Annotated in this window: 15 protein-coding genes; 11 read left to right on the top strand and 4 right to left on the bottom strand. The window is 73.1% G+C overall.

The window, feature by feature from the left end:
- Positions 1 to 6: 6 nt before the first annotated feature.
- Positions 7 to 2,982, bottom strand: coding sequence for a S8 family peptidase (locus ACIF8S_RS27765; protein WP_400002607.1), 2,976 nt, complete (start codon positions 2,980 to 2,982; stop codon positions 7 to 9).
- 214 nt (positions 2,983 to 3,196) lie between these two features.
- Here ACIF8S_RS27765 and ACIF8S_RS27760 point away from each other — a divergent pair, with 214 nt between their 5' ends.
- The 9 genes from ACIF8S_RS27760 to ACIF8S_RS27720 all read left to right on the top strand — a co-directional run bounded on the left by ACIF8S_RS27760 (position 3,197) and on the right by ACIF8S_RS27720 (position 13,505).
- Entirely contained in the window at positions 3,197 to 4,183 is a 987-nt protein-coding gene (locus ACIF8S_RS27760; protein WP_400002605.1) for a LuxR C-terminal-related transcriptional regulator, read from the top strand.
- A 380-nt stretch (positions 4,184 to 4,563) separates the two neighbouring features.
- Positions 4,564 to 5,568 carry an alpha/beta fold hydrolase gene (locus ACIF8S_RS27755; RefSeq protein ID WP_400002604.1) on the top strand — a complete coding sequence of 335 codons (1,005 nt, stop codon included), beginning with the start codon at positions 4,564 to 4,566 and terminating at the stop codon, positions 5,566 to 5,568.
- Positions 5,569 to 5,637: 69 nt separating this feature from the next.
- Positions 5,638 to 6,036 carry a hypothetical protein gene (locus ACIF8S_RS27750; RefSeq protein WP_400002602.1) on the top strand — a complete coding sequence of 133 codons (399 nt, stop codon included), beginning with the start codon at positions 5,638 to 5,640 and terminating at the stop codon, positions 6,034 to 6,036.
- A gap of 91 nt (positions 6,037 to 6,127) precedes the next feature.
- A complete protein-coding gene (locus ACIF8S_RS27745; RefSeq protein ID WP_400002600.1) occupies positions 6,128 to 7,213 on the top strand; it encodes a substrate-binding domain-containing protein in 1,086 nt (361 codons plus the stop codon).
- Between the two features lie 140 nt (positions 7,214 to 7,353).
- Positions 7,354 to 8,697: an ABC transporter substrate-binding protein gene (locus ACIF8S_RS27740; protein ID WP_400002599.1), complete on the top strand. Its 1,344-nt coding sequence runs from the start codon at positions 7,354 to 7,356 to the stop codon at positions 8,695 to 8,697.
- Between the two features lie 27 nt (positions 8,698 to 8,724).
- Complete coding sequence (locus ACIF8S_RS27735; protein WP_400002597.1) at positions 8,725 to 9,699, top strand: carbohydrate ABC transporter permease; 975 nt, start codon at positions 8,725 to 8,727, stop codon at positions 9,697 to 9,699.
- Positions 9,696 to 10,559: a carbohydrate ABC transporter permease gene (locus tag ACIF8S_RS27730; RefSeq protein WP_400002595.1), complete on the top strand. Its 864-nt coding sequence runs from the start codon at positions 9,696 to 9,698 to the stop codon at positions 10,557 to 10,559. The genes ACIF8S_RS27735 and ACIF8S_RS27730 overlap by 4 nt, the downstream gene beginning before the upstream one ends.
- A gap of 28 nt (positions 10,560 to 10,587) precedes the next feature.
- Complete coding sequence (locus tag ACIF8S_RS27725) at positions 10,588 to 11,610, top strand: hydroxyacid dehydrogenase (RefSeq protein WP_400002593.1); 1,023 nt, start codon at positions 10,588 to 10,590, stop codon at positions 11,608 to 11,610.
- Positions 11,607 to 13,505 carry a DUF2264 domain-containing protein gene (locus tag ACIF8S_RS27720; RefSeq protein WP_400002591.1) on the top strand — a complete coding sequence of 633 codons (1,899 nt, stop codon included), beginning with the start codon at positions 11,607 to 11,609 and terminating at the stop codon, positions 13,503 to 13,505. The genes ACIF8S_RS27725 and ACIF8S_RS27720 overlap by 4 nt, the downstream gene beginning before the upstream one ends.
- 16 nt (positions 13,506 to 13,521) lie before the next feature.
- On the opposite strand, the gene ACIF8S_RS27715 is transcribed toward ACIF8S_RS27720, so the two are convergent.
- Positions 13,522 to 14,418: a hypothetical protein gene (locus ACIF8S_RS27715; RefSeq protein WP_400002589.1), complete on the bottom strand. Its 897-nt coding sequence runs from the start codon at positions 14,416 to 14,418 to the stop codon at positions 13,522 to 13,524.
- Between the two features lie 317 nt (positions 14,419 to 14,735).
- Between ACIF8S_RS27715 and ACIF8S_RS27710 the strand changes: the two genes are divergently transcribed.
- Both ACIF8S_RS27710 and ACIF8S_RS27705 read left to right on the top strand, forming a co-directional pair.
- On the top strand, positions 14,736 to 18,119 hold the full coding sequence (locus ACIF8S_RS27710) for a CARDB domain-containing protein (protein ID WP_400002588.1): 3,384 nt from the start codon (positions 14,736 to 14,738) through the stop codon (positions 18,117 to 18,119).
- A 196-nt stretch (positions 18,120 to 18,315) separates the two neighbouring features.
- Positions 18,316 to 19,191 carry a hypothetical protein gene (locus ACIF8S_RS27705; RefSeq protein WP_400002586.1) on the top strand — a complete coding sequence of 292 codons (876 nt, stop codon included), beginning with the start codon at positions 18,316 to 18,318 and terminating at the stop codon, positions 19,189 to 19,191.
- A 17-nt stretch (positions 19,192 to 19,208) separates the two neighbouring features.
- Here the strand turns inward: ACIF8S_RS27705 and ACIF8S_RS27700 are convergent, their stop codons facing one another.
- Together ACIF8S_RS27700 and ACIF8S_RS27695 are read right to left on the bottom strand one after the other, a co-directional pair.
- Positions 19,209 to 20,672, bottom strand: a complete 1,464-nt coding sequence (locus ACIF8S_RS27700; protein WP_400002584.1) for a hypothetical protein — start codon at positions 20,670 to 20,672, stop codon at positions 19,209 to 19,211.
- A 146-nt stretch (positions 20,673 to 20,818) separates the two neighbouring features.
- Positions 20,819 to 21,820: an MASE1 domain-containing protein gene (locus ACIF8S_RS27695; RefSeq protein WP_400002582.1), complete on the bottom strand. Its 1,002-nt coding sequence runs from the start codon at positions 21,818 to 21,820 to the stop codon at positions 20,819 to 20,821.
- Positions 21,821 to 21,854 lie beyond the last annotated feature (34 nt).

The following is a 21,854-nucleotide window of genomic DNA, read 5'->3' as shown; positions in this document are numbered from 1 at the left end:
GTGGGGTCAGCCGATGGTGACCAGGGTGCCGGCACCGTTCGGGTAGGCGATGTAGGCGGTGGCGGGCCGGTCGGACGGGACTCCCTGCCACGACGCGGTCAGCGTCAGCGGGACGCCCGGCTTCGTGGTGGCGTGCTGCGGGGTCACGGTGAAGGTGCCGCCCGCCGGGGTGGCGGCCGGGCCGACCAGGTTCGACTGGAGGGAGAACGTCATGTCCCCCAGCTGCGGCTGACTGCCCAGCGTCATCACCACGACCTGGTACGTGCCGGGTCTCATGGTCGGCACGCTCACCACGGGACGCGTCATGTCCAGTGCCAAGTCCCCGACGAGGGACGGGTTGTGCCCGTCGCCGGGGTCGTGGATGACGACCATGCTGAGCTTCGCCTCCGGGTTGTCGGGGGTCACGAAGAACTGCCCGGCCTCCGTGCCCTCCGGCACGGTGAGCTCGAAGTACTCCTCGGGGTCGTCCGTGGACACCGTGCCGCGGACCGGAGCGCCCGTCACCGGTCCGCGGGCGGTCGGGGTGAGCGAGGTGGAGCCGGGCGTCACCTCGAAGGAGACGCTGCCGCTCCCCGCGGGACCGGACACCTTGTCGGGAGCGATCAGGCTCCACGGCGTCAGCACGATCGGGCTGCGCACCTCGGTACGGCCGTGCCGCCAGGTGAGATCACCGGTGACCGTGTCGCCGGAGCGCCCGGTCGTCAGCTGGAAGGTCACCGTGAACGTGGCCTTCTGGCCGGCCTTGCTGAAGTGCAGCACGGACGGGCTGACGGTGGTCTTCACACCGGGCACGGAGACCGAGGCCCGGTAGGTGCCCGGGGCCACCGCGGTGACGGTACGGGTCACGGTCTGCGAGCCGACCATCCGGCCGATCGCGATGGACGGGTAGTTGAGGTCGCTGGGGTCGACCGCCTTCACGTCCGTGCCGGTGTCGACGCCGAGCCCCGCGAGGTAGGCCAGCCACTCCTTCTCCGTGGAGTCGTAGACCAGTCCCGGTTCGAGCATGTCGGCCGGCTGCACCTGACCGGCGCCCTGGGCGAAGGCGTCGGTGTTCTTCGCACCGCTCGCCGTCAAGGTGGCGGAGGCGGTCGTCATCATCGCGGACTTCACGGCCATCGGCGACCACGCGGGATGCTTCGCCAGGTACAGCGCGGCGAGGCCGGCGATGTGCGGGGTCGCCATGGACGTGCCGGACTCGATGTCGAACTCGTGGCCGTGGTGGGAGGCGGGCGCCACCGCGGCGAGGATGCCGACGCCGGGGGCGGCGATGTCGGGCTTCAGCAGGTCACCGTCATTCTGCGTCGACGGCCCCCGCGAGGAGAACGGCGCGATCTGCGGGTACGGCTGCCCGCTGTTCCCGCCCGGCACCAGACTGGCCTGCGCCCCGTCGGTTGCGGCGTAGGCCCGTACGGCGGTGGCGTCGGGGGTGTTGAGGTGCACCGTGGGCACCGCGTGCAGGTCGCCGCTGGTGTCGAGGTCACTGGTGTTCACCAGGATCATGCCGACGCCGCCGGCCCGTGCGACCTCCCGGGACTTGTCCACCCGCGGGTTGACGCCCCGGTCGCACACGACGATCGTGCCGGCGGCCTTCGCCGGGTCCAGCGTGCCGTCCTTGCACAGCGCCGCGTCGCTCGTGGAGGCGGCGGCCGTCTTCACCTTCTCGGACCGGACCAGCGGCTTCGGGCCGAGCGCGGACCGGACGGTGGTGCTGCCGCCGACGTAGGTGGCGCCGTTGCCCAGGCGCGCGGTGGCCTCGTAGGGCGCCAGGGTGCTGGCGGCCACCGTGGTCGTCCACGGGGCAACGTTGTCAAGGGAGGCGGTGTCCGGACCGGCGTTGCCGGCCGCGGTGGCGACGAAGATGCCCGCGGCCGCCGCGGTGCGGAAGGCTCCCTGGACGGGGGAGTCGGGGCCGGTCTCGATGATCGAGCCGGCCGAGTAGTTGATGACGTCGACGCCGTCGGCGACCGCCTGGTCGATCGCGGCGACGATGTCGGAGGTCATGGCACCGGAGTCCGAAGGCGACGCGCCCGTCCAGAACGCCTTGTAGACCGCGACGGCGGCGCCCGGTGCGACGCCGGAGACCTTCCCGAGGTGCTGTCCCTCGACGGTGACGTCGACACCGTTGTTGCCGGCCGCGGTGGACGCCGTGTGGGTGCCGTGTCCCTCGCCGTCCCGCGGGGAGACGTAGTCGGCGCGGCGTTCCGGCGGCACCATGTCCAGCCAGGCGTCGCCGAAGAAGCGGGCGCCGACCAGCTTGCTGTTGCAGGCGCGGGCGGTGAACTCCTCCCCGGTCTGGCACGTCCCGGTGAAGGTGCCGCCGTCCGCCTTACGCATGACGACGTTGTCACCCTTGCGGTAAGGGCGGTACGGGTCCTTGGCGGTGGGCGGCGCAGCGCCGAGCGGAGCGGCCGCGAAGGAGCGGCTCTCCGGCCAGACCCCGGTGTCGATGTCGCCGATCACGACGCCTCGGCCGGCCGCCTTGGTGCCGCCGAGGGCCTCCCACAGGCCGTGTCGCCCCGTCAGGCCGAGGAAGTCCTGGGAGTTCGTGTCGTCGGCGACCTTGTTGAGGGTGTCCGGCGTGACCGACAGCACCCTCGGGCTCTTGGCGAGCAGGGCCGCCTGCGTGGCGGACAGGTCGGCGGAGAAGCCGTTGGTGACCACCGAGTAGTGGCGCTCGATCCGCGCGCCCACCGACGCGGCGACGGCGCGGTGTTCGCCGGTGAGGTGCGTGCGGTAGCGCACGGCGTCGGCGTCGGCCAGGTCGACCTTGCCGCCGGGTGCGGGGGCGGTGCCGGGTATGCCGTCGACCCCTCCCCGGTAGGCGGCTATCGGCTGGTCGGCGAGGGTGACGACGTAACGGCCCGCGGGCAGGTCCTTCACCGGCACCGGAGTGGGACCGGACGGCGGAGCCGCGTGGGCGGGAGCGACGGACGACAGGGACAGGGCGAAGAGGGAGGCCGCCACGAGGGCGGCCGGTCTCACGCGTGACTTCGGGGCCAAGATCGGTCCTCCAGAAGGGGAAAGGCCGGACAGCACGGGACACGTGGGCGTGACGGGGTGCGGGTGGAGGCCACGTCCGGGGCGCTGCGGGGGATCCAACGGTTCAGAAGTGAACGGCTTCCGAAGGGCCGGTGTCCAGATAATCTTGTGGCGTCTTCGGACATCTGGCGGATCACGCCATCGGAGGAGCGCACACGTGTTGGAGCCACTGGGCATCTGCGAGTTCGACGAGGGCGTCTACCGCGCGTTCCTCACCAGGGCGGACCTCCGCCCGCAGGAGTACGCCAGGACGGCCGGCGCGTCCCCGGACCGTGTCCGCCGGGCCGTGAACCGGCTCGTCGGTATGGGGCTGTTGCGCCCTGACGGCAGCGGAGGCCACCGGCCCGTCGGGCCGGGCACCGCACTGACCGCCCTGCTCAACCAGCGGCGGCTGGCGGCGGAGGCGGCGTTCGCCGCGGTGGGGACGGTCGTCGAGGACCTCGAGGAGGAGTACCGGGCGGGCCGGCTGCGTACCGATCCCGGCAGCCTGGTGGAGGTCCTGTCGGGACGCGACGTCGTCGCGCAGCGGATCGACGAGCTCAACCAGTCGGTCAGTACGCACCTGTGGATCCTGGACCGGCCGCCGTACCACGACCGCGCCGACGGTCTCCCGCACACCAACGAGGCGGAGAAGGCGTCGACCGCCGCCTGGGCGCGCCGCGGCGTGGACCTCCGCTCGGTCTACTGCCCGGAGTCCATGGGGCGTCCGGGCCGCTTCGAGACGGTGCTGGAGATGGTCGAACTCGGCGAGCAGGCCCGGATGCTGCCCAGCCTGCCCTTCAAGCTGCACATCATCGACCGCCGCGTGGCCCTCGTCCCCTTGGTCGGCGGCGCCTACGACAACCTCGCCGTCGTACACCCCTCCGGACTCCTGGACGCCCTGATCGAACTCTACGAGACGTACTGGGACAAGGCGTTGCCCATCGGTACACCCGGCCCGGACACGGACAGGAGCAAACCCACCAGCGAGGAGGTCGCCTTGCTGACGATGCTCCGCGCCGGGCTCAAGGACCAGGCCATCGCCCGCCAGCTGGGGCTCAGCACCCGGACGGCGACGCGCCGCATCGCCGCGCTGATGACGCGTCTCGACGCGACGACACGCTTCCAGGCCGGCGTGGAGGCTGCCGCCCGCGGCTGGATCTGACGGCGGGAGCAGGCGTCCACACGGGCGCGAGGCGTCGTCCACGGGCTGTCCCTTTCTCAACCTCGGCGGCACCACGCCGGCCGCCTCCGCCGCCGGACCGCGCTTCGTCAGCACGGCCCGGTGGCGGAACGGGCCGGTGGCGGGCCCACGGACGGCAAGGCAGCCGGGTCCATGGCCGGGGGTTCATCGGGGTCGGGCGGGACCCGCGGCTTCGTAGGGCCGACCCGGAACCTCGGCCGTGACCGGGGTCGGCCGGCGGCCGTTTTGCGGAACCGGCAACATCGCTCGCCGTCCCGCCGCCGACCGGACCATGCTCGGGGAACGACCTCGGGGCCGCACCGGCCCGGAGTCCGCGCACCTAGAACGACCCTGGAGCAGCCGTGCCCGAGCCCACGTCCTCCCGCCCCGTGACAACCCCGGTCCACCGCCTGGTCGCCTCGCCCGCGGGGCGGACGCACCTGGTGGAACAGGGCAGCGGACCGCTGGTGCTGCTCCTGCACGGCTTCCCCGAGAGCTGGTACTCCTGGCGTCACCAGCTGCCCGTGCTGGCGGCGGCCGGCTACCGGGCGGTCGCCGTCGACGTGCGCGGCTACGGCCGCTCCTCCCGGCCCGCAGCCACGGACGCGTTCCGTATGCGGGAACTCGTCGCGGACGCCGTCGCTGTGGTCGACGCCCTGGGGGAGCGGACCGCCGTCGTCGTCGGCCACGACTGGGGCTCGGCCGTCGCCGCGAACGCCGCCCTGATCCGGCCCGACATCTTCCGCGCGGTGGCCATGCTCAGCGTGCCGTACGCGCCGCGCGGCGGCCCGAGGCCCAGCACGGTCTTCGCCTCGGTCGGCGGCGACGAGGAGTTCTACGTCTCGTACTTCCAGGAGCCGGGACGCGCCGAGACCGAGATCGAGCCCGACGTACGCGGGTGGCTCGCCGGCTTCTACGCGGCCCTGTCCGGTGACACGATGCCGGGGCCCGACGCGCCCCCGCCGTACTTCGTGGGGCCGGGCGGGACCCTCCGCGAACGCTTCCCGGCGGACCGGCTGCCCGACTGGCTCGGCGAGACCGATCTCGACGTGTTCGCGGGGGAGTTCGAGCGCACCGGCGCGAGGGGGGCGCTGGCCCGCTACCGCAACCTGGACCGGGACTGGGAGGACCTCGCGGAGTACGACGGCGCTCCGCTCATCCAGCCGTCCCTGTTCATCGGCGGCGAACTCGACGCGTCCACCACATGGATGGCCGACGCCATCGCGGCCTTCCCCGTCACGCTGCCCGGTCTGGTGTCCTCCCACATCCTCGACGGCTGCGGCCACTGGCTGCAGCAGGAGCGGCCCGAGGAGACCAACCGCCTCCTGACGGACTGGCTCGCCGCCCTGCCCCCGGCGGCGTGCTAGGTTCCCGCACGACAGCGAGCGCGTGACACCCGGCGGCGGCCGGGACGCGGGGACGGACGGCGGCGGACCATGACGTCGGAGCACACCGGAACACCGGACGACGAGGCAGCACCCCTGCCCCGCATCCTCTGCGACACGGCCGCGCTCGCGGCCGTCGACGACGCGGCGGCCGGCGCGCTGTGGCGGCTCGCCGAGTCCGGCCGCCAGCTCGACGCCAACGTGGTCCACCTGCCGTCCGGCCACCGCGTGGACACCCACCGCGAACCCGACCTCGACGTCCTCCTCCTGGTCCTGTCCGGCCACGGCACCCTCAACGCCCCGGACGGCGACCACCCGCTGCCCGCCGGCACCCTGACCTGGCTCCCCCACGGCTCGACCCGCGCCCTGACCGCGGGCGACGACGGCCTCACCTACCTCACCGTCCACCGCCGCCGCCCGGGCATGACGATCCGCACCCGCGACGCCTGACCCCCTGCGCGCGGGGCCGGGACGCCCGTCGGAGCGATCGTTATGATGCCCGTATCGCTCAAACGAACATTCCGTCGCGGGGGAGGACCTCATGCGCGAGCCGGTCGAGGTCAGGAGGCAGCGGATCCTGGCTGCCGTGGAGTCCCGGGGGTCGGCGCGGGTGACCGATCTCGCCGCCGAGCTCGAGGTGTCGGTGGTGACCGTGCGACGGGACGTGGAGGAACTGGCCCGGGAGGGGCGGCTGCGCCGCGGGCACGGTGTCGTGCGGTCCACCCTCGCCGCCCGGGACGTTCCCGCGCCGCGCCCGCCGGACGGCGACACCGTGGCCGTCGTCGTGCCGGAGCGCCACACCTACCTGTACGAGTCCCTGCACGGCGCCCGTTCCGTCCTGGAGGCGTCCGGCAAGCGCATCGCCCTGCACATCGCGCCCCAGGTCTCCGGCGCCGAACGGCCTCTCGTCGAGCGGGCGTTGGAGGACGGGGCCGCCGGGCTGCTGCTCGCCCCGCGCTGGCGCACCCTCGCCGACGAGGAGGCCGACCACCCGTGGCTCGCCGCGCTGGAGGTGCCCGCGGTGCTCATGGAACGGCGCCCCGGTCCCGGCACCCCGCTGCACGCCATGGACGCGGTCTGCTCCGACCACGCCTACGGCGCCCACCTGGCCGTGGAGCACCTGGTGGGCCTCGGGCACCGGCGGATCGTGTTCGCCACCCGCGACGACAGCCCCACCGCGCGCACCCTGCGGTCGGCGTGCGCGCGGATCGCCGGGGCACACCCGCTCGTCGAGGCGTGGGCGTGGACGCTGTGCGCTCCCGAGGCCGGCCAGGAGGGGCCGTACACCGCGGAGGAGACCGCCGGCCTGCACGAGGTGCTGCGCGGTACGGGCGCCACGGCGGCCGTGCTGCACGGCGACGTCGACGCGCTGATGCTGGTGCAGCGGCTGGCGGACCACGGGGTGCGGGTGCCGGAGGACTGCTCCGTCGTGGCCTACGACGACGTGGTGGCAGGGCTGGGCACCACACCGCTCACGGCCGTCGCCCCGCCCAAGGCGGACGTCGGGCGGGCCGCCGCCGAACTCCTCCTCGAGCGGCTTGACTCGGAGGCGGGCGCGCGGACCCCGGTGCGCAGGGTGGAGCTGCTGCCCTCCCTGTCCGTGCGCGGCTCCACGCGCGCCCTCTGACCACCCACCCCGACCAATGAGCGTTTGAACGTTTCATCTTCTTCTGATCGATCTATTGACCGTTTACCGGTCGAGCCCCGACGATTCCCGTGTCCCGAACAGCCGTGTCCCCGGACACGCCAGGAGCCGCGGGAGGCGCCATGCCCGGTCGACACCGCCGTCGATCCGTGCTCGCCGCGATGGCCGCCGCGCCGTTTGCAGGAGCCCTCGGCGCCTGCAGCGGGGGCGCGGACGACGCCCCATCAGGCAGCAGCACCGGTAGCAAGAGAGCCGTACGCGTCACCTTCTGGTCCGCCCTGCGCGGCAGCCAGGAAGTGGTCGACGCCTTCAACCGCACCCACGACCGCATCCAGGTCGACTTCCAGCAGATCCCCTCCGGAGGGCAGGGCGGCTACGCCAAGCTCAGCAACGCCGCCCGCGCGGGCAACGCCCCGGACGTCGCCACCATCGAGTACCCGCAGGTGCCGGGGTTCGCCATCGACGGCGTCGCCCGCGACATCACCGACCTGGTCGACGACCGGCTGCGGGCGAGGCTGCTGCCGCAGGCGTTCGGCCTGACCACCTTCCAGGAGCGTGTGTTCAGCGTCCCCCTCGACGTCGAGCCGATGGTGATGCACTACCGGGCCGACCTGTTCGACCGCTACGGCCTCGAAGTGCCTAGTACCTGGGACGAGTTCGCCGACCTCGCCCGCGTCGTACGCCGCAAGGCGCCGGGCCGGCGGCTCGTGCTCTTCCCCACCGACGGCGCCACCCAGTTCGCCGCCTACTCCTGGCAGGCGGGAGCCCAGTGGTTCGACACCCGCGACGGTGCCTGGAACGTCTCCCTCGCCGACGCCCCGACCCGGCGCGTCGCCGCGTACTGGCAGGACCTCATCGACCGCGACGAGGTCTTCGTCAACGCCGTCGAGAGCCGGCAGTCCGACGCCCAGATCGGCGGCGGACTCGTCCTCACCCGGCTCAGCGGCGCCTGGGACGCGGGCGCCCAGATGAACGCCCGCCCCGGCCAGAAGGGGCAGTGGCGCATCGCCCCGCTGCCCCAGTGGGACACCGGCCGTCCCGCCGTCGGCACCCACGGCGGCTCCACCTTCGCCGTCACCAAGGACAGCAGGCACCCCGAGGCCGCGATGGAGTTCATCGCCTGGCAGGTCTCCCACCCCGACGCCCTGCGCGCCCGCCTGTCCAGCGGCACCAGCAGTCAGTACCCGGCGGCCTCCGCCCTGGTCGCCGTCGGCCGGGACGCCTTCGACCGTTCCTACTACGGCGGCCAGGACATCTACACCCTCTTCGAGAGGGAGGCGGACAAGATCCGCGACGGCTGGGTCTGGGGCCCGCGGATGACCGCCACCGGCCGGGTCATGCAGGACTCGTTCGCGCGGGTCGGAGCGGGCCGCGGGTCGCTGACCGACGCGGTGCGCGCTGCCCAGGACGGCACCATGCCCGACCTCAGGGCCCTCGGCCTGTCGACCACCCAGCGCAGCACCTGAGCCGCCCGAAAGGCAGGTGACACCCCCATGACCGCGACGACCGAGCACACCGTGCGGGCCCCCGTCCCGCGCGCCGCCGCCCCCTCCGCCCGCGCCCGCGGGACCGCCCGGCGCCGCCGGCTGGGCGCCGCCGGCGTGCTGATGGCACCCTTCTTCCTGCTGCTGGTCACCGTCTTCCTGATCCCCGTCGGCACCGCCGCCTACCTCAGCTTCTACAGCGACGACCAGCCCGGACTCGGCTTCGGCCCCGAACGCACCGTCTTCGTCGGACTGCGCAGTTACGCCGCCGTCCTCACCGACCCGACCTTCCTCGGCGGACTCGGCACGGTCGCCCTGTACTGCCTGATCTACATCCCGCTCATGGTGGTCGGTGCGCTCCTGCTGGCCCTGCTGCTCGACTCCGGCGTCGTACGCCTGCGCGGCTTCGCCCAGCTCGGGCTGTTCCTGCCGCACGCGGTGCCCGGCATCATCGCCGCCCTCATCTGGCTGTACCTCTACACCCCCGGCATCAGCCCGGTCGTCGACCTGTTCGCCCGCGCCGACGTCACGATCGACTTCCTCGGCGTGCACACCGTCCTGCCGTCCATCGTCAACATCGCCCTGTGGAGCAACCTCGGCTACAACATGGTGGTCTTCTACGCCGCCCTCCAGGCCGTGCCCCGTGAGGTGATCGAGGCCGCCGTCGTCGACGGCGCGGGACCCGTGCGCACCGCGCTCCAGGTGAAGACCCCGCTGGTGCGGGCCTCCATCGTGATGGTCGCCATGTTCACCCTGATCTGGGCGCTGCAGCTGTTCACCGAGCCGATGCTGCTCAGCCAGTCCTCCCCGATGATCAACTCCCGTTTCTCGCCCAGCATGTACATCTACGACGCGGCCTTCACCCGCACCAACTACAGCCTCGCCGCTGCCGCCTCCGTCGTCCTGCTGCTGTGCACCATCGCCCTGTCCTACGGCGTCACCCGCCTCACCAGCCGCAACTCCACCGCCGAGGAGGCCCGATGAGCGCCACCGGCTCCACCCTGCTGCGCCCCCGCCTGCTGGGCCGGGCCACCGTCAACGCCGTCGTCGGCCTGTCCGTGCTCTACACCCTGCTGCCCGTGCTGTGGCTGGTGCTCGCCGCCGCCAAGAGCCGGGACGCCCTGTTCGGCAGCGACCTGCTGTCGCTCGGCGACTTCTCCTTCGGCCAGAACCTCACCAACCTGTTCGCCATGGACGGCGGCCAGTACGGACGCTGGTACGTCAACAGCCTGCTGTACGCGGTGCTCGGCGCCGCCGTCGGCGCCCTGGTGAGCGTCGCCTGCGGCTACGCCTTCGACAAGTACCGCTTCCGGCACAAGGAGAAGCTCTTCGGGCTGGTCCTCGCGGCCGTCATGGTGCCGCAGACCGTCCTCGCCCTGCCGCTGTACCTGATGGCCTCCGAGGCCGGACTCGTCAACACCTTCTGGGCGGTGTTCATCCCTGTTCTCTTCAACCCGTTCGGCGTCTACCTCGGCCGCATCTTCAGCCAGGGCTACGTCCCCGACGAGGTGCTGGAGGCCGCCCGCATCGACGGCGCGGGCGAACTCACCATGTACGCGCGGGTCGCGCTGCGGATGCTCGGACCCGGTCTGGTGACCGTGTTCCTGTTCCAGCTCACCGCCATCTGGAACAACTTCTTCCTGCCCATGGTGATGCTCTCCGACCAGGACCTGTACCCAGTCAGCCTCGGACTGTACGCGTGGAACAGCTCGGCGTCGGTCTCACCGGAGTACTACCCCGTGGTCATCATGGGATCGCTGCTCGCCGTCGTGCCGCTGATCCTCGCCTTCGCCCTGCTCCAGCGCTTCTGGCGCAGCGGTCTGACCGCCGGCGCCGTGAAGTGACCCCGTACGCAAGGAGTTGCCGCACCACATGACCGAGCCCCAGCCCGGCCCCCGCCCCCGCGCCGCCCTCGCCATGGCCCCGGACGTCGCCTCCGCCGTCCTCGACCCCGAGTCCCGCGCCGCCCTCGACGCCCTGTGCGACCTCGCCCCGACGGTGCTGGACGACTTCACCACCCCCGCCGCCCGCGCGGTGCTGGCCGACGTCGACCTGCTCGTCACCGGCTGGGGCTGCCCGCCCCTGGACGACGGCGTCCTGCGGGCGTCGCCCCGGCTGCGGGCCGTCGTGCACACCGCCGGCAGCGTCCGCGGCCATGTCACCGACGCCTGCTGGGAACGCGGCATCGAGGTGGCGTCCGCCGCCGCGGCCAACGCCGTTCCCGTCGCCGAGTACACCCTCGCGATGATCCTGCTCACCGGCAAACGGGCGCTGGAGAGCGCCCGCGACTACCGCGCCGCCCGCGCTCGCGCCGACTGGCTGCGTACCCCTCGCACCGTCGGCAACCACCGCCGCACCGTCGGCATCCTCTCCGCGTCCCTCATCGGCCGCCGGGTGATCGACCTGCTCCGCCCGCACGACGTCGAGGTGCTGCTCCACGACCCCTACGTCGACGACGCCGAGGCCGCGCGGCTCGGCGTGCGGCGCGTGGACCTCGCGGAGCTGTTCCGGCGCAGCGACACGGTCAGCGTGCACACCCCCCTGCTGCCCGAGACGCGCGGACTGGTCTCCCGTGAACTCATCGACTCCATGCGCGCCGACGCCGTACTCATCAACACGGCACGCGGCGCGGTCCTCGACCAGGACGCCCTCACCGACGCCGCCGTGGCCGGGCGTGTCCGGGCGGTGCTCGACGTGACCGACCCGGAAGTCCTGCCGCCCGGGCACCCGTTGTGGGACTGCGAGCACGTCCTGCTCACCCCGCACCTCGCCGGCTCGCAGGGCAACGAGTGGCGCCGGCTCGCCGACACGGCCGTCTCCGAGATCGCGCGCTGGGCCCGCGGAGAAGGCTTCCTGCATCCCGTACGACGCGAAAGGCTGGCCTTCCAGGCATGAGCATCCCGTTCGAACTGCCCGCCGACGACCACGACCTCAGTCCCCGCACCGGATACACCCGCGCCCACTGGGAGGCGGTGGCCGACGGACTGCTCACGGCCGCCTGGCGCCGGGCCACCCCCGGCAGTGCCCTGCTGCACCTGCCCGGCCGCCCTTCCCGGTCGGGCGTGCGCTCCGACGGTCTGGAGGGTTACGCCCGGACGTTCCTCGCCGCCGCCTTCCGCGTCGCGGGCGCCGGGGGCGACGACCCCCACCGCCTGCTGGAGCGGTACGCCGACGGACTCGCCGCCGGCACCCGCGCCCCCGGCCGCGACGACACCGAATCCTGGCCGCGCATCCTCGACTTCGACGTCCAGGGCCAGCCCATGGTCGAGTCCGCGTCCGTCGCGCTCGGCCTGCGGCTCACCGTGCCCTGGCTGTGGGACAAGCTCGACGCCGACGTGCGGGACCGTGCCGAGGAGTGGCTGCGCGGCGCGCTGCGGCACACCCCCGCGCCCAACAACTGGTACCTGTTCCCGTACACCGTCGCCGGGTTCCTGGAGTCCGTCGGCCGGGGCGACGCCGGGACCGCCGCCGCCCGGCAACGCGCGCTGGAGCTGCTGGAGAGCTGGTACCGGGGCGACGGCTGGTACGCCGACGGCGACGGACGCGCCTTCGACCACTACAACGGCTGGGCCCTGCACCTGTACCCGGTCCTCGACGCCCACCTCTCCGGCGACACCGACGCCCTCGTCCACCATGGCGGACGCCTGCGCGCCCACCTGGACGGCTTCTCCCTGATGTTCGGAGCGGACGGCGCCCCGCTGCACTACGGCCGCTCCCTGACGTACCGCTTCGCCGCCTCCGCCGCCGTGTCGCTGGGAGCGGTGACGGGACACACCCCGCTCACCCCGGGCGCCTCCCGCCGCATCGCGAGCGGCAGCCTGCGCCACTTTCTCGACCGGGGCGCGCTCACCGCCGACGGACTGCTGTCCCTCGGCTGGTACGGCCCGCACGAGGCGAGCCTCCAGGAGTACTCCGGTCCCGCGTCGCCGTACTGGGCGTCGAAGGCGTTCGTCGCGCTGCTCGCCCCCGCCGGCCACCCCTTGTGGACGGACACCGAGGAGCCCGCCCCGGTGGAGGAGGCCGACCGCGTGCTGTCCCTGCCCGGCCCCGGCCTGCTCCTCCAGACCACCCGCGCCGACGGGATCGTACGGCTGCACAACCACGGCAGTGACCATGTGCGGCCGCACGAGGGGGAGTCCGCGGCCGGGGACGACCCGCACTACGGCCGCCAGGCCTACTCCACCCGCACGGGACCCACCGCACGCGGGAACGTCGCCGACAACCACCTGTCCGTGGAGGTGGGCGGACGGCACAGTGTGCGACGGCGCGTCCACCCCTTGGGTGCGGGGCACGGCGACGGCTGGGGCTGGGCCGCCTCCTGGCACCGGCCCGTCTTCGCCGAGGGACCGCCGATGGTGCCGGGCCTGCGGGTCGAGAGCGTCACCGTCGCGCACGGCCAACTGGAACTGCGCGTGCACCGCGTGGTGGGGGCGCCGCCCGGATCGCGCGTCACCCTCACCGGCTGGGCCACCGGCGCGGAGGAGCCGTCGCTGTCCGCCCTGCACGGCCTGTACGGCTGGGACGAGCCGGCCCCGGAGCTGCTGCCCGCCCCGCAGGGCACGGCCTGGACCCCGTGGGCGCGCGTCCCCCGCCTCACCGGCGGATGCGGGGGCACCTCGGTGCACGTCGGCCTGGCGGCCCTCACCGCCGACCCGGACGCCCCGCGGCTGTCGCGGGAGGTGACCGACGTGCTGGTGCAGGACGGGACCGTGGAGGTCGTCTGGGCGCGGGACGCCTCCCGCACCCGTGTCGCGTTCGAGCCGCTCCAGGTGCGGCACACGCGTCCCTGAACGCGAGCGGCCGGCCTCAGGCGCGTGCGTCCGCCGCCCGCTCCGGGGCCGGCCCGGTGCCGTCGGGCGTGGTGTAGAACACCGACGAACCCTGCTTGGTGCGCTGGGCCTGGTTGCGGGCCACCAGACCTTCCAGGGTGCTGCGCACGACCGTGGTCTTGATGCCGCGTCCGGGATGCGCCTCGCCCAGCGCCGCGGCGACCTCCGCCGCCGAGCGCGGTTCGTTCTGCTCGCCCAGGTGCCGGCGGACGAGGTCGACCAGCTTCGGCGTGTCGCCCTTGGCCGGACGCGCCGCGGCGGGCTTGGCCGCGGTGGGCCTGGCCGCGGTGGACCTCGTCCTGGCCGCCTTCGCCGGCGCCGACGCCGTGCGGGCGGCCTTCGTGGCCGACGGCTTGCCCGCGGGCTTGGCGGTGGACGGCTTGCGCGCCGACTTCGCCGACTTCGCCGACCCCGACGGGGCGGACGTGGCCGCACCGGCGGACGCGGCGGCCTTCTTCCTCGTCCGCTTCGGCTTCTCCGCGCCGGACGTGACGCTGCTGCGGGTGCGCGGAGCGGGCACGGTCGCGCCGCCGGTCACGGCCGGTTCCTCGGCGGACGTCGCGGGCTCGGCCGCCTCCGCGGCCTCGGTCGTCGCGGCGGGCCCGGTGGCGGACGCGGCGGGTTCCGCGGGCGTGACGGGCTCGGCGGCCTCGACTGCGGCCGCGGCTGCGGCGGGGGCCGTGGCGACCTCCAGAGCCTGCCGCATCTTCACCAGCAGGGTGTGGTCCCGCTGGAGCACGGTCAACTGCTGCTGGAGGTCGGCGATCTCGGCACCGACCCGCTCCTGCTCCTTGACGTTGCGCTCCAGGTCGTTGGTGACCTGGGCGACGTACTGCGACGTGAGATCGGTGGCGACGGTCGAATGGTCGGACATGTGGGTGTCCTTTCGTCGGGTGGTCTGCCGGTGGCCAGCCATGGTAAGGCCGGGCGGGGTTGACCGTTTCTCCTTCGTTCTTCTCGTGTGCGGTGCGCTGTTGACGTCCAACGGGTGGCGAGGCCCCCGTGATCCACTGCGGATGCTGTGTTCATGCCATTGACAAGCCGGGCCCGAGCCGGAAACTTCAATGCGAGAGCCGCAAGAAACGCACGAGCATCTGCAAAAGTCGAATCGCGTGATGGCAATCCATGGCAGGAGCTTCGGGCTGCCCGGGTGGCCGCGCGCCCCGGCACCCGTCGCGGAACGAGGACCTCATGAGACGCACGCGTTGCGGCCTGCGCACGATCACCGGCCTGCTCCTGGCCGGACTGATCGCCGCCGGCCTCTCACCCGGTACGGCCGGCGCCGCCGCCACGGCGGTCCGCGGACCCGATCTGGCGCTCGGCAGAAGCGCCACGGCCACCGGGTCCCACCCCGAGTACCCCGCCCCACATGTCACCGACGGCAGTCAACTCACGTACTGGGAAGGCCCGTCGGGGGCGTTCCCGCAGTCCGTCCGCATCGACCTCGGTGCCACGGTGAGCGTGGACGAGGTCGTCCTGAAGCTGCCGGCCGCCTGGGAGGCCCGCACCCAGACCCTCGCCGTGGAGGGCAGCACCGACGGCAGCTCCTTCACCGCGCTGTCGCCTTCCGCCGCCCACCGCTTCGACCCCGGACAGGGCAACAGCGTCACCCTCGCCTTCCCGGCGCGCGACGTACGCCACCTCAGGGTGCGGGTGACCGCCAACACCGGATGGAACGCCGCCCAGCTCTCCGAGGTCGAGGTGTACGGCGAGGACGCGGGGAGCGGACCCGGTCAGCCACCGGCCGACGGGACCAATCTGGCGCTGGGCAAACCGATCGAGGCGTCCTCCGTGATTCACTCCTTCGTGGCAGCCAACGCCAACGACGGGCAGACCGGCAGCTACTGGGAGTCGGGCGGCCACCCCGCCACCCTCACCGTCCGGCTCGGCGCCGAGGCCGACCTCACCGGCGTGGTCGTCCGGCTCAACCCGGACGCCGTGTGGGAGAGGCGCACCCAGAGCATCGAAGTCCTCGGCCGCGACCGGTCGTCGAGCGCGTTCACCACGCTCAAGGCCCGCGCCGACTACACCTTCGACCCGGCCGGCAACGGCAACGCCGTCACCATCCCGGTGAGCGGCCGGTACGCCGACGTACAGCTGAGGTTCACCCACAACTCCGCCGGATACGGCGCCCAGGTCGCCGAGCTGCAGGTCCAGGGCACCGCCGCGGCCAACCCCGACCTGATCGTTATCGGCCTGGACTGGACGCCGGCCGCCCCCACCGAGACGGACCCCGTCACCGTCCGCGCGACCGTGCGCAACGCCGGTACCGCCCCGACCGCCGCCGCCACCGTGGACGTCAGCCTGGAAGGCACCGTCGTGGGCAGCGCCCCCGTCGGCGCGCTCGCCCCCGGGGACTCCACCACCGTGTCGGTCGACGCGGGCACCCGCGCCCGGGGCGGCTACACCGTGTCCGCCGTGGTCGACCCCACGGACACCGTCCCTGAGCTGGACGAGACCAACAACAGCCGCACCGCCTCAGAACGGCTGACCGTCGCTCAGAGCCCCGGGCCCGACCTGGAGGTCACCGCGATCCGGACCACCCCGGCCACCCCGGCCGCCGGAGCGCCGGTGTCCTTCACCGTGTCCGTGCACAACCGGGGCACCTCACCGGCCCCGGCGGGTTCGGTCACCCGCCTCACCGTGGCCGGCCGCACCCTCGACGGCACCACCGGGGCGATCGCCGCGGGCGCCACCGCCGAGGTGGCGACCGGCGGCACCTGGACCGCCACCGCGGGGCCCGCCGTCCTCACCGCCACCGCGGACGCCACGAACACGGTCACCGAGACCGACGAGACCAACAACGTCCTCAGCCGCTCCCTCGTCGTCGGCCGCGGCGCCGCCGTCCCGTACACCGAGTACGAGGCGGAGGACGGCACCTACCGGGGCACCCTCCTGACCGCCGACGCCAAGCGCACCTTCGGACACACCAACTTCGCCACCGAGTCCTCCGGCCGCGCGTCCGTCCGGCTCGACGCCACCGGCCAGTACGTCGAGTTCACCTCCACCGGAGCCACCAACTCGGTCGTCGTGCGCAACTCCATCCCCGACGCCCCGGGCGGCGGCGGCACCGAGGCCACCCTCAGCCTCTACGCCGACGGGACGTTCGTCCGCAAGCTCGGCCTCAGCTCCAAGCACAGCTGGCTGTACGGCAGGACCGACGACCCCGAGGGACTCACCAACACCCCGCAGGCCGACGCGCGCCGCCTCTTCGACGAGTCCCACGCGCTGCTCGACGCCACCTACCCCGCGGGCACCGTGTTCCGGCTCCAGCGCGACGCCGACGACAGCGCCGCCTACTACGTCGTCGACCTGATCGATCTGGAACAGGTGGCCCCGCCCGCCGGGAAACCGGCCGGGTGCGTGTCCATCACCGAGTACGGCGCCGTCCCCAACGACGGCATCGACGACACCGCCGCCATCCAGCGCGCCGTCACCGCCGACCAGCGGGGCGAGATCGACTGCGTGTGGATCCCGGCCGGACAGTGGCGCCAGGAACAGAAGATCCTCACCGACGACCCCCTCGACCGGGGGCAGTTCAACCAGGTCGGCATCCGTGACGTCACCGTCCGGGGCGCCGGCATGTGGCACTCCCAGCTGTACACCCTGACGCCCCCGCACCAGGCGGGCGGCATCAACCACCCGCACGAGGGCAACTTCGGCTTCGACATCGACGACAACACGAGGATCTCCGACATCGCGATCTTCGGCTCGGGCACCATCCGGGGCGGCGACGGCGGAGCCGAGGGCGGCGTCGGCCTCAACGGACGCTTCGGCAGGAACACGAAGATCAGCAACGTGTGGATCGAGCACGCCAACGTCGGCGTCTGGGTGGGCCGCGACTACTCCAACATCCCCGAGCTGTGGAACCCCGCCGACGGACTGGAGTTCACCGGCATGCGGATCCGCGACACCTACGCGGACGGCATCAACCTCACCAACGGCAGTCACGACTCCACGGTGCAGAACTCGTCGTTCCGCAACACCGGCGACGACGCGCTGGCCGTCTGGTCGAGCAAGTACGTCAAGAACCCGGCGACCGACACCGGCCATGACAACCACTTCCGCAACAACACCGTCCAACTGCCCTGGCGCGCCAACGGCATCGCCGTCTACGGCGGACACGGGAACACGATCGAGAACAACCTCGTGTACGACACGATGAACTACCCCGGCATCATGCTGGCCACCGACCACGACCCGACGCCGTTCTCCGGGCAGACCCTGATCGCCGGCAACGGGCTGTACCGCACCGGCGGCGCCTTCTGGAACGAGGACCAGGAGTTCGGCGCGATCACCCTGTTCGCCCAGGGCCCCGACATCCCCGGCGTGGTGATCCGGGACACCGACATCCACGACTCGACCTACGACGGGATCCAGTTCAAGACCGGCGGTGGCGTCATGCCGGACGTGCGGATCTCGGACGTCACCATCAGCGAGTCGGCCAACGGTTCCGGCATCCTCGCCATGAGCGGGGCCCGGGGCAGCGCCACCCTGTCGAACGTCACCATCACCGGTTCGGCGGAAGGTGACGTGCGGATCGAACCCGGCTCGGCCTTCGTGATCAACCGGTAGGCGTTCACACACCGATTGCTCCGTCCGGCGGGCCCGCACCCCACGCCCGGGTGCGGGCCCGTCACCCGTACGGCCCCTTGCCGGAAGCTCCACCGGTGCCGGCGGCACCCGTTCCGGGCGGTGCAGACGGGGGACTTCGCCCGGACGCGCGCGGGGAGCCGAGGCGTTGACGGGAAGACGAAGTCACGCTGAGGGCATGGCTTCATCGATCGACTGCCCGGACCGCCCGCGCCGCGCCGTGTCCGGCGCCGCCCGGCGGCCGGCCGCCGTCCCCGCCCCCGTCCGCGCCCGGGCGTGGTGGCCGGCCGTCGTCCTCGTCGTCCTCACCGCCCTCGCCGGATGCGGGGCGGGCGGCGGCACCGGCGCGCGGGACGACGCCGCCTCCACCGGACGCACCGCGCGCGAGGCGCCGTCCCGGGCCGCCCCGGCGGACGGCGCGCCCGGGGCCGACGGCACCGCACAGGGCCGACCGGCCACCGAGGCACCCGCCGTCGTCCCCGGACTCGGACCGCGGACCCGCGCCTGGATCCCGGCCGACGCCCGCCAGGTGGTGGTGGTCACCGGACGCGGCCGTGACGCCAACCACTCGGAGGCGGTGCTGTACCGGCACACCGGGACCGGCTGGACGGCCGGCCCGGCGTGGCCCGCCCGCAACGCGCTCAGGGGCTGGACCGACGACCACTGGGCGGGCGACCTGCGCTCACCCATCGGGGTGTACACCCTCTCCGACGCGGGCGGACGGCTGCCCGACCCCGGCACCCGGCTGCCGTACGACCGATCCGAGAGCTTCGCCGTCAGCGGCACCGGTTTCGAGGGTGAGCCGTTGGAGGGGTCCTTCGACTACGTCGTCGCCATCGACTACAACCGCGAACCCGGCACCTCACCGCTGGACCTGACCCGTCCGCTGGGCGGCGACCGGGGTGGCGGCATCTGGCTGCACGTCGACCACGACGGGCCCACCCAGGGGTGCGTGAGCTTGAAGAAGGAGCACATGCGGGACCTGCTCCTCGCGCTCGACCCCGAGGCGCACCCGGTGGTCGTCATGGGCGACGCCGCGTCCCTGCGCCAGTGACCGCACGGGCCCGCTGATCAGGGGGCGATGCCGACCCCGGGAACCCGGCTCCAGGCCCTCTCCTGCGCGGCCGTCATCGCCGGCCAGGTGGCGCCGCCCGGACGGGGCCGCACCCGGGAGGCGTACGACGCGGGCCGGTACCCGGTGTCGTAGAAGCACCCGGTGGCGTACGCGCGGTCGAACGCGGCGCAGGACGCGGCGACCGAACGGGGCGTCGGCCGCTGCCCGGTGCGCACCCAGCGGTCCAGCGCCGCGAGCGAGCCGGCGTACTCGGAGGTGCTGAGCCCGGAGTGCTCGTGCTCGTCGGTGAACGTCTGCACCAGGTACCGGTCCCGGTGGGCGCCGTGCAGCGTGTCGCGGTAGGCGGCCTCGTGCTCGACGAACGCGGTGGGGTCGTCCTTCGCGTGCAGCGTGAGCACCGGGATCGCCACCCGGCCGGTGAGGTCGCTGTCGTAACTCAGGTCGCGTACGGCCGCGGGATCGGCGGCGAACCGCTCCACGCCGGCGTTGAGCGCCTTGTCGTCGTGCGAACCGGAGTAGCGCACACCGCGGTTGGAGAACGGGTTACGGCCGCCCAGCCGCCCGTGCACGATGTCCCGGAAGGTGAACACCGAGAAGCGCAGGTGCGACTCCAGCGTCCGCTCCGGGATGCCGGTGACGTTCAGGATGTCGTCCAGGTTGCGCTGCTGGAGAGCGGTGCGCCCGGCGGGCGGGGAGGCGTACCCGGTGCATTCCTGGAGGCGGGCGCGCAGCCCGGCCGTGGTCAGCGTCGAGTCGCGGCGCAGGCCCTGCCACAGCGGGTACCGCGGCTCCTCAGGCCGCGGCAGGTTGGCGCAGTAGTACTGGTAGACCACGCGCAGGTCGACCCGGTAGTCGTAGCCGCGCGAACCGCCGGCCAGCACGCCGTTGGTGAGCAGCGCGCCGTCGTACGGGCCGTGCGGCCCCGCGTAGGTCTCGACGACCTTGGCGGCCACGTCGCCGCCCCAGGACTGGCCGTGGACGTAGGTGCGCAGGGGCCGGCCGAACTCCTCGACGAACAGCCGCCGCACGCTCTCGGTGTCGGCGGCGGCCATCCGGGTGCCGTACCCGCCCCTGCGGTACGACGACCCGGCCCAGGCGTACCCCTGGTCCACCACGACCTGCCAGCGCTCCAGGTCCTCGACGCTGCGGGCGGGGTCCGAGGCGTCCCCGAGGTCCGGGCCGCCGTGGGCGTGGACGACGAGACTCCCGTTCCACCGTTCCGGTACCGCGATCGCGTAGTGGGCGCCGTTCGCGACCGTGCCGGTGTAGCACGTGGCGTCGCCCGCCAGGCCGGGGGGACAGGTGGCGGGCTCGGGCGGCGCGCTGCGGGCCTGAGCGGCGGGAGCCTGAGCGAGGGTGCCGGCGAGCAGCCCGGCGAGGCACAGGCCCAGGGTCCGCCGGCGGGCGCGCGGCGGGCGGAGGGACCGGGGAAGACGGAGGGCGGGGCGGAATCTGTTCACGGTGCGGCTCCTGGTTCGGCGGCGCGTTGCTGCGCACGCGCCGCGATGCTAGGAACGCCGGCCTCCGGAAACCATGGACGGGGCGGTTGCGTTCATACTGTTCGGCCGTAACGGCTCCGCACACGCGACCGGTTCACCTCCGTCGCTCAGCGCGCGCCGGGTCCCTCCTCCCGCGCCGCCCGCCCCGGCGGGGGCGCCTCGCCCGCCGTCAGGTGCTCCAGCACCTCCACCAGTTCCTGGCAGGCCCGCTCCACCGACCGCCGGGTGTTGTGCTGCTCGGTGATGACCGCGGACAGCAGCAGGGAGGTCAGGGCCGCCGCCGCGTTGAAGGCATGCAGATTGATCATCACCTGCACGTTCGACAGGTGCTCGAAGGGGCCCGCCCGTTCGGTTGCCGCGTGGGTGGCCAGCACGGAGGCGAACAGCGCGCACAGGATGCTGCCGGGCAGCTCGAAGCGCAACGCCGCCCAGATCAGCAGCGGGTAGACGGAGAACAGCAGACTGGCCGGGCTGTGCGTGGCGAAGGGCACCAGGGCGGCCGCGATCACCACCAGGCCCAGAGCCTCCTTCCAGCGGGACCAGTGGGCCGGGGAGCGCACCCGGGGCAGGAGCAGCAGCACGGGCGCGATGAGCAGCACCCCCATCGCGTCGCCCACCCACCAGGCCAGCCACACCGACCAGAAGTGCCCCGGCGGCAGGTCGCCCGTGCCGACGAGCAGCGCGGTGCCGATGGACGAGCTGACCAGCATGGCGGTGAAGGCGCCGAGGAACACCAGGCCGACGCAGTCCCGTAATCGGCCGAGGTCGGTACGGAACCCCATCCTGCGCAGCAGCAGGTAGGCGCACACCGGTGCCGCGGTGTTGCCGAACAGCACCCCCAGCGACGACCACTGCAGCGTGCCGGTGAGGTGGACGAGTACCAGCAGGGCGCCCAGGGTGATTCCCGGCCAGCAGCGCGGTCCGAGGAGCAGGAGCGAGGCGACGGCGATCCCGGTCGGCGGCCAGATGGGGGACACCACCGAGCCGTCCATGGTCAGGTCGTACAGCAGCCCCAGCCGTGCCCCGGCGTAGTAGACGGCGGCGACGGCCGACGTCTCGAGCACGAGCACGAGGACGGCCGGTGTACGGAGATCCTGGCGAGCCACCACACCTGCCATCAGACACCGCGGCGGCCACGGCGGC

Source organism: Streptomyces sp. NPDC085937, assembly GCF_044540535.1.
GTDB lineage: Bacteria > Actinomycetota > Actinomycetes > Streptomycetales > Streptomycetaceae > Streptomyces.
The sequence above is the reverse complement of the archived record's forward strand: the minus strand, read 5'-3'. Positions and strand labels throughout refer to the sequence as shown.

Coding starts and splice junctions, on each gene's coding strand:
- ACIF8S_RS27745 (WP_400002600.1), top strand. CDS start 6,128: ATGCGCGAGCCGGTCGAGGTCAGGAGGCAGCGGATCCTGGCTGCCGTG.
- ACIF8S_RS27750 (WP_400002602.1), top strand. CDS start 5,638: ATGACGTCGGAGCACACCGGAACACCGGACGACGAGGCAGCACCCCTG.
- ACIF8S_RS27710 (WP_400002588.1), top strand. CDS start 14,736: ATGAGACGCACGCGTTGCGGCCTGCGCACGATCACCGGCCTGCTCCTG.
- ACIF8S_RS27725 (WP_400002593.1), top strand. CDS start 10,588: ATGACCGAGCCCCAGCCCGGCCCCCGCCCCCGCGCCGCCCTCGCCATG.
- ACIF8S_RS27705 (WP_400002586.1), top strand. CDS start 18,316: ATGGCTTCATCGATCGACTGCCCGGACCGCCCGCGCCGCGCCGTGTCC.
- ACIF8S_RS27720 (WP_400002591.1), top strand. CDS start 11,607: ATGAGCATCCCGTTCGAACTGCCCGCCGACGACCACGACCTCAGTCCC.
- ACIF8S_RS27740 (WP_400002599.1), top strand. CDS start 7,354: ATGCCCGGTCGACACCGCCGTCGATCCGTGCTCGCCGCGATGGCCGCC.
- ACIF8S_RS27730 (WP_400002595.1), top strand. CDS start 9,696: ATGAGCGCCACCGGCTCCACCCTGCTGCGCCCCCGCCTGCTGGGCCGG.
- ACIF8S_RS27715 (WP_400002589.1), bottom strand. CDS start 14,418: ATGTCCGACCATTCGACCGTCGCCACCGATCTCACGTCGCAGTACGTC.
- ACIF8S_RS27735 (WP_400002597.1), top strand. CDS start 8,725: ATGACCGCGACGACCGAGCACACCGTGCGGGCCCCCGTCCCGCGCGCC.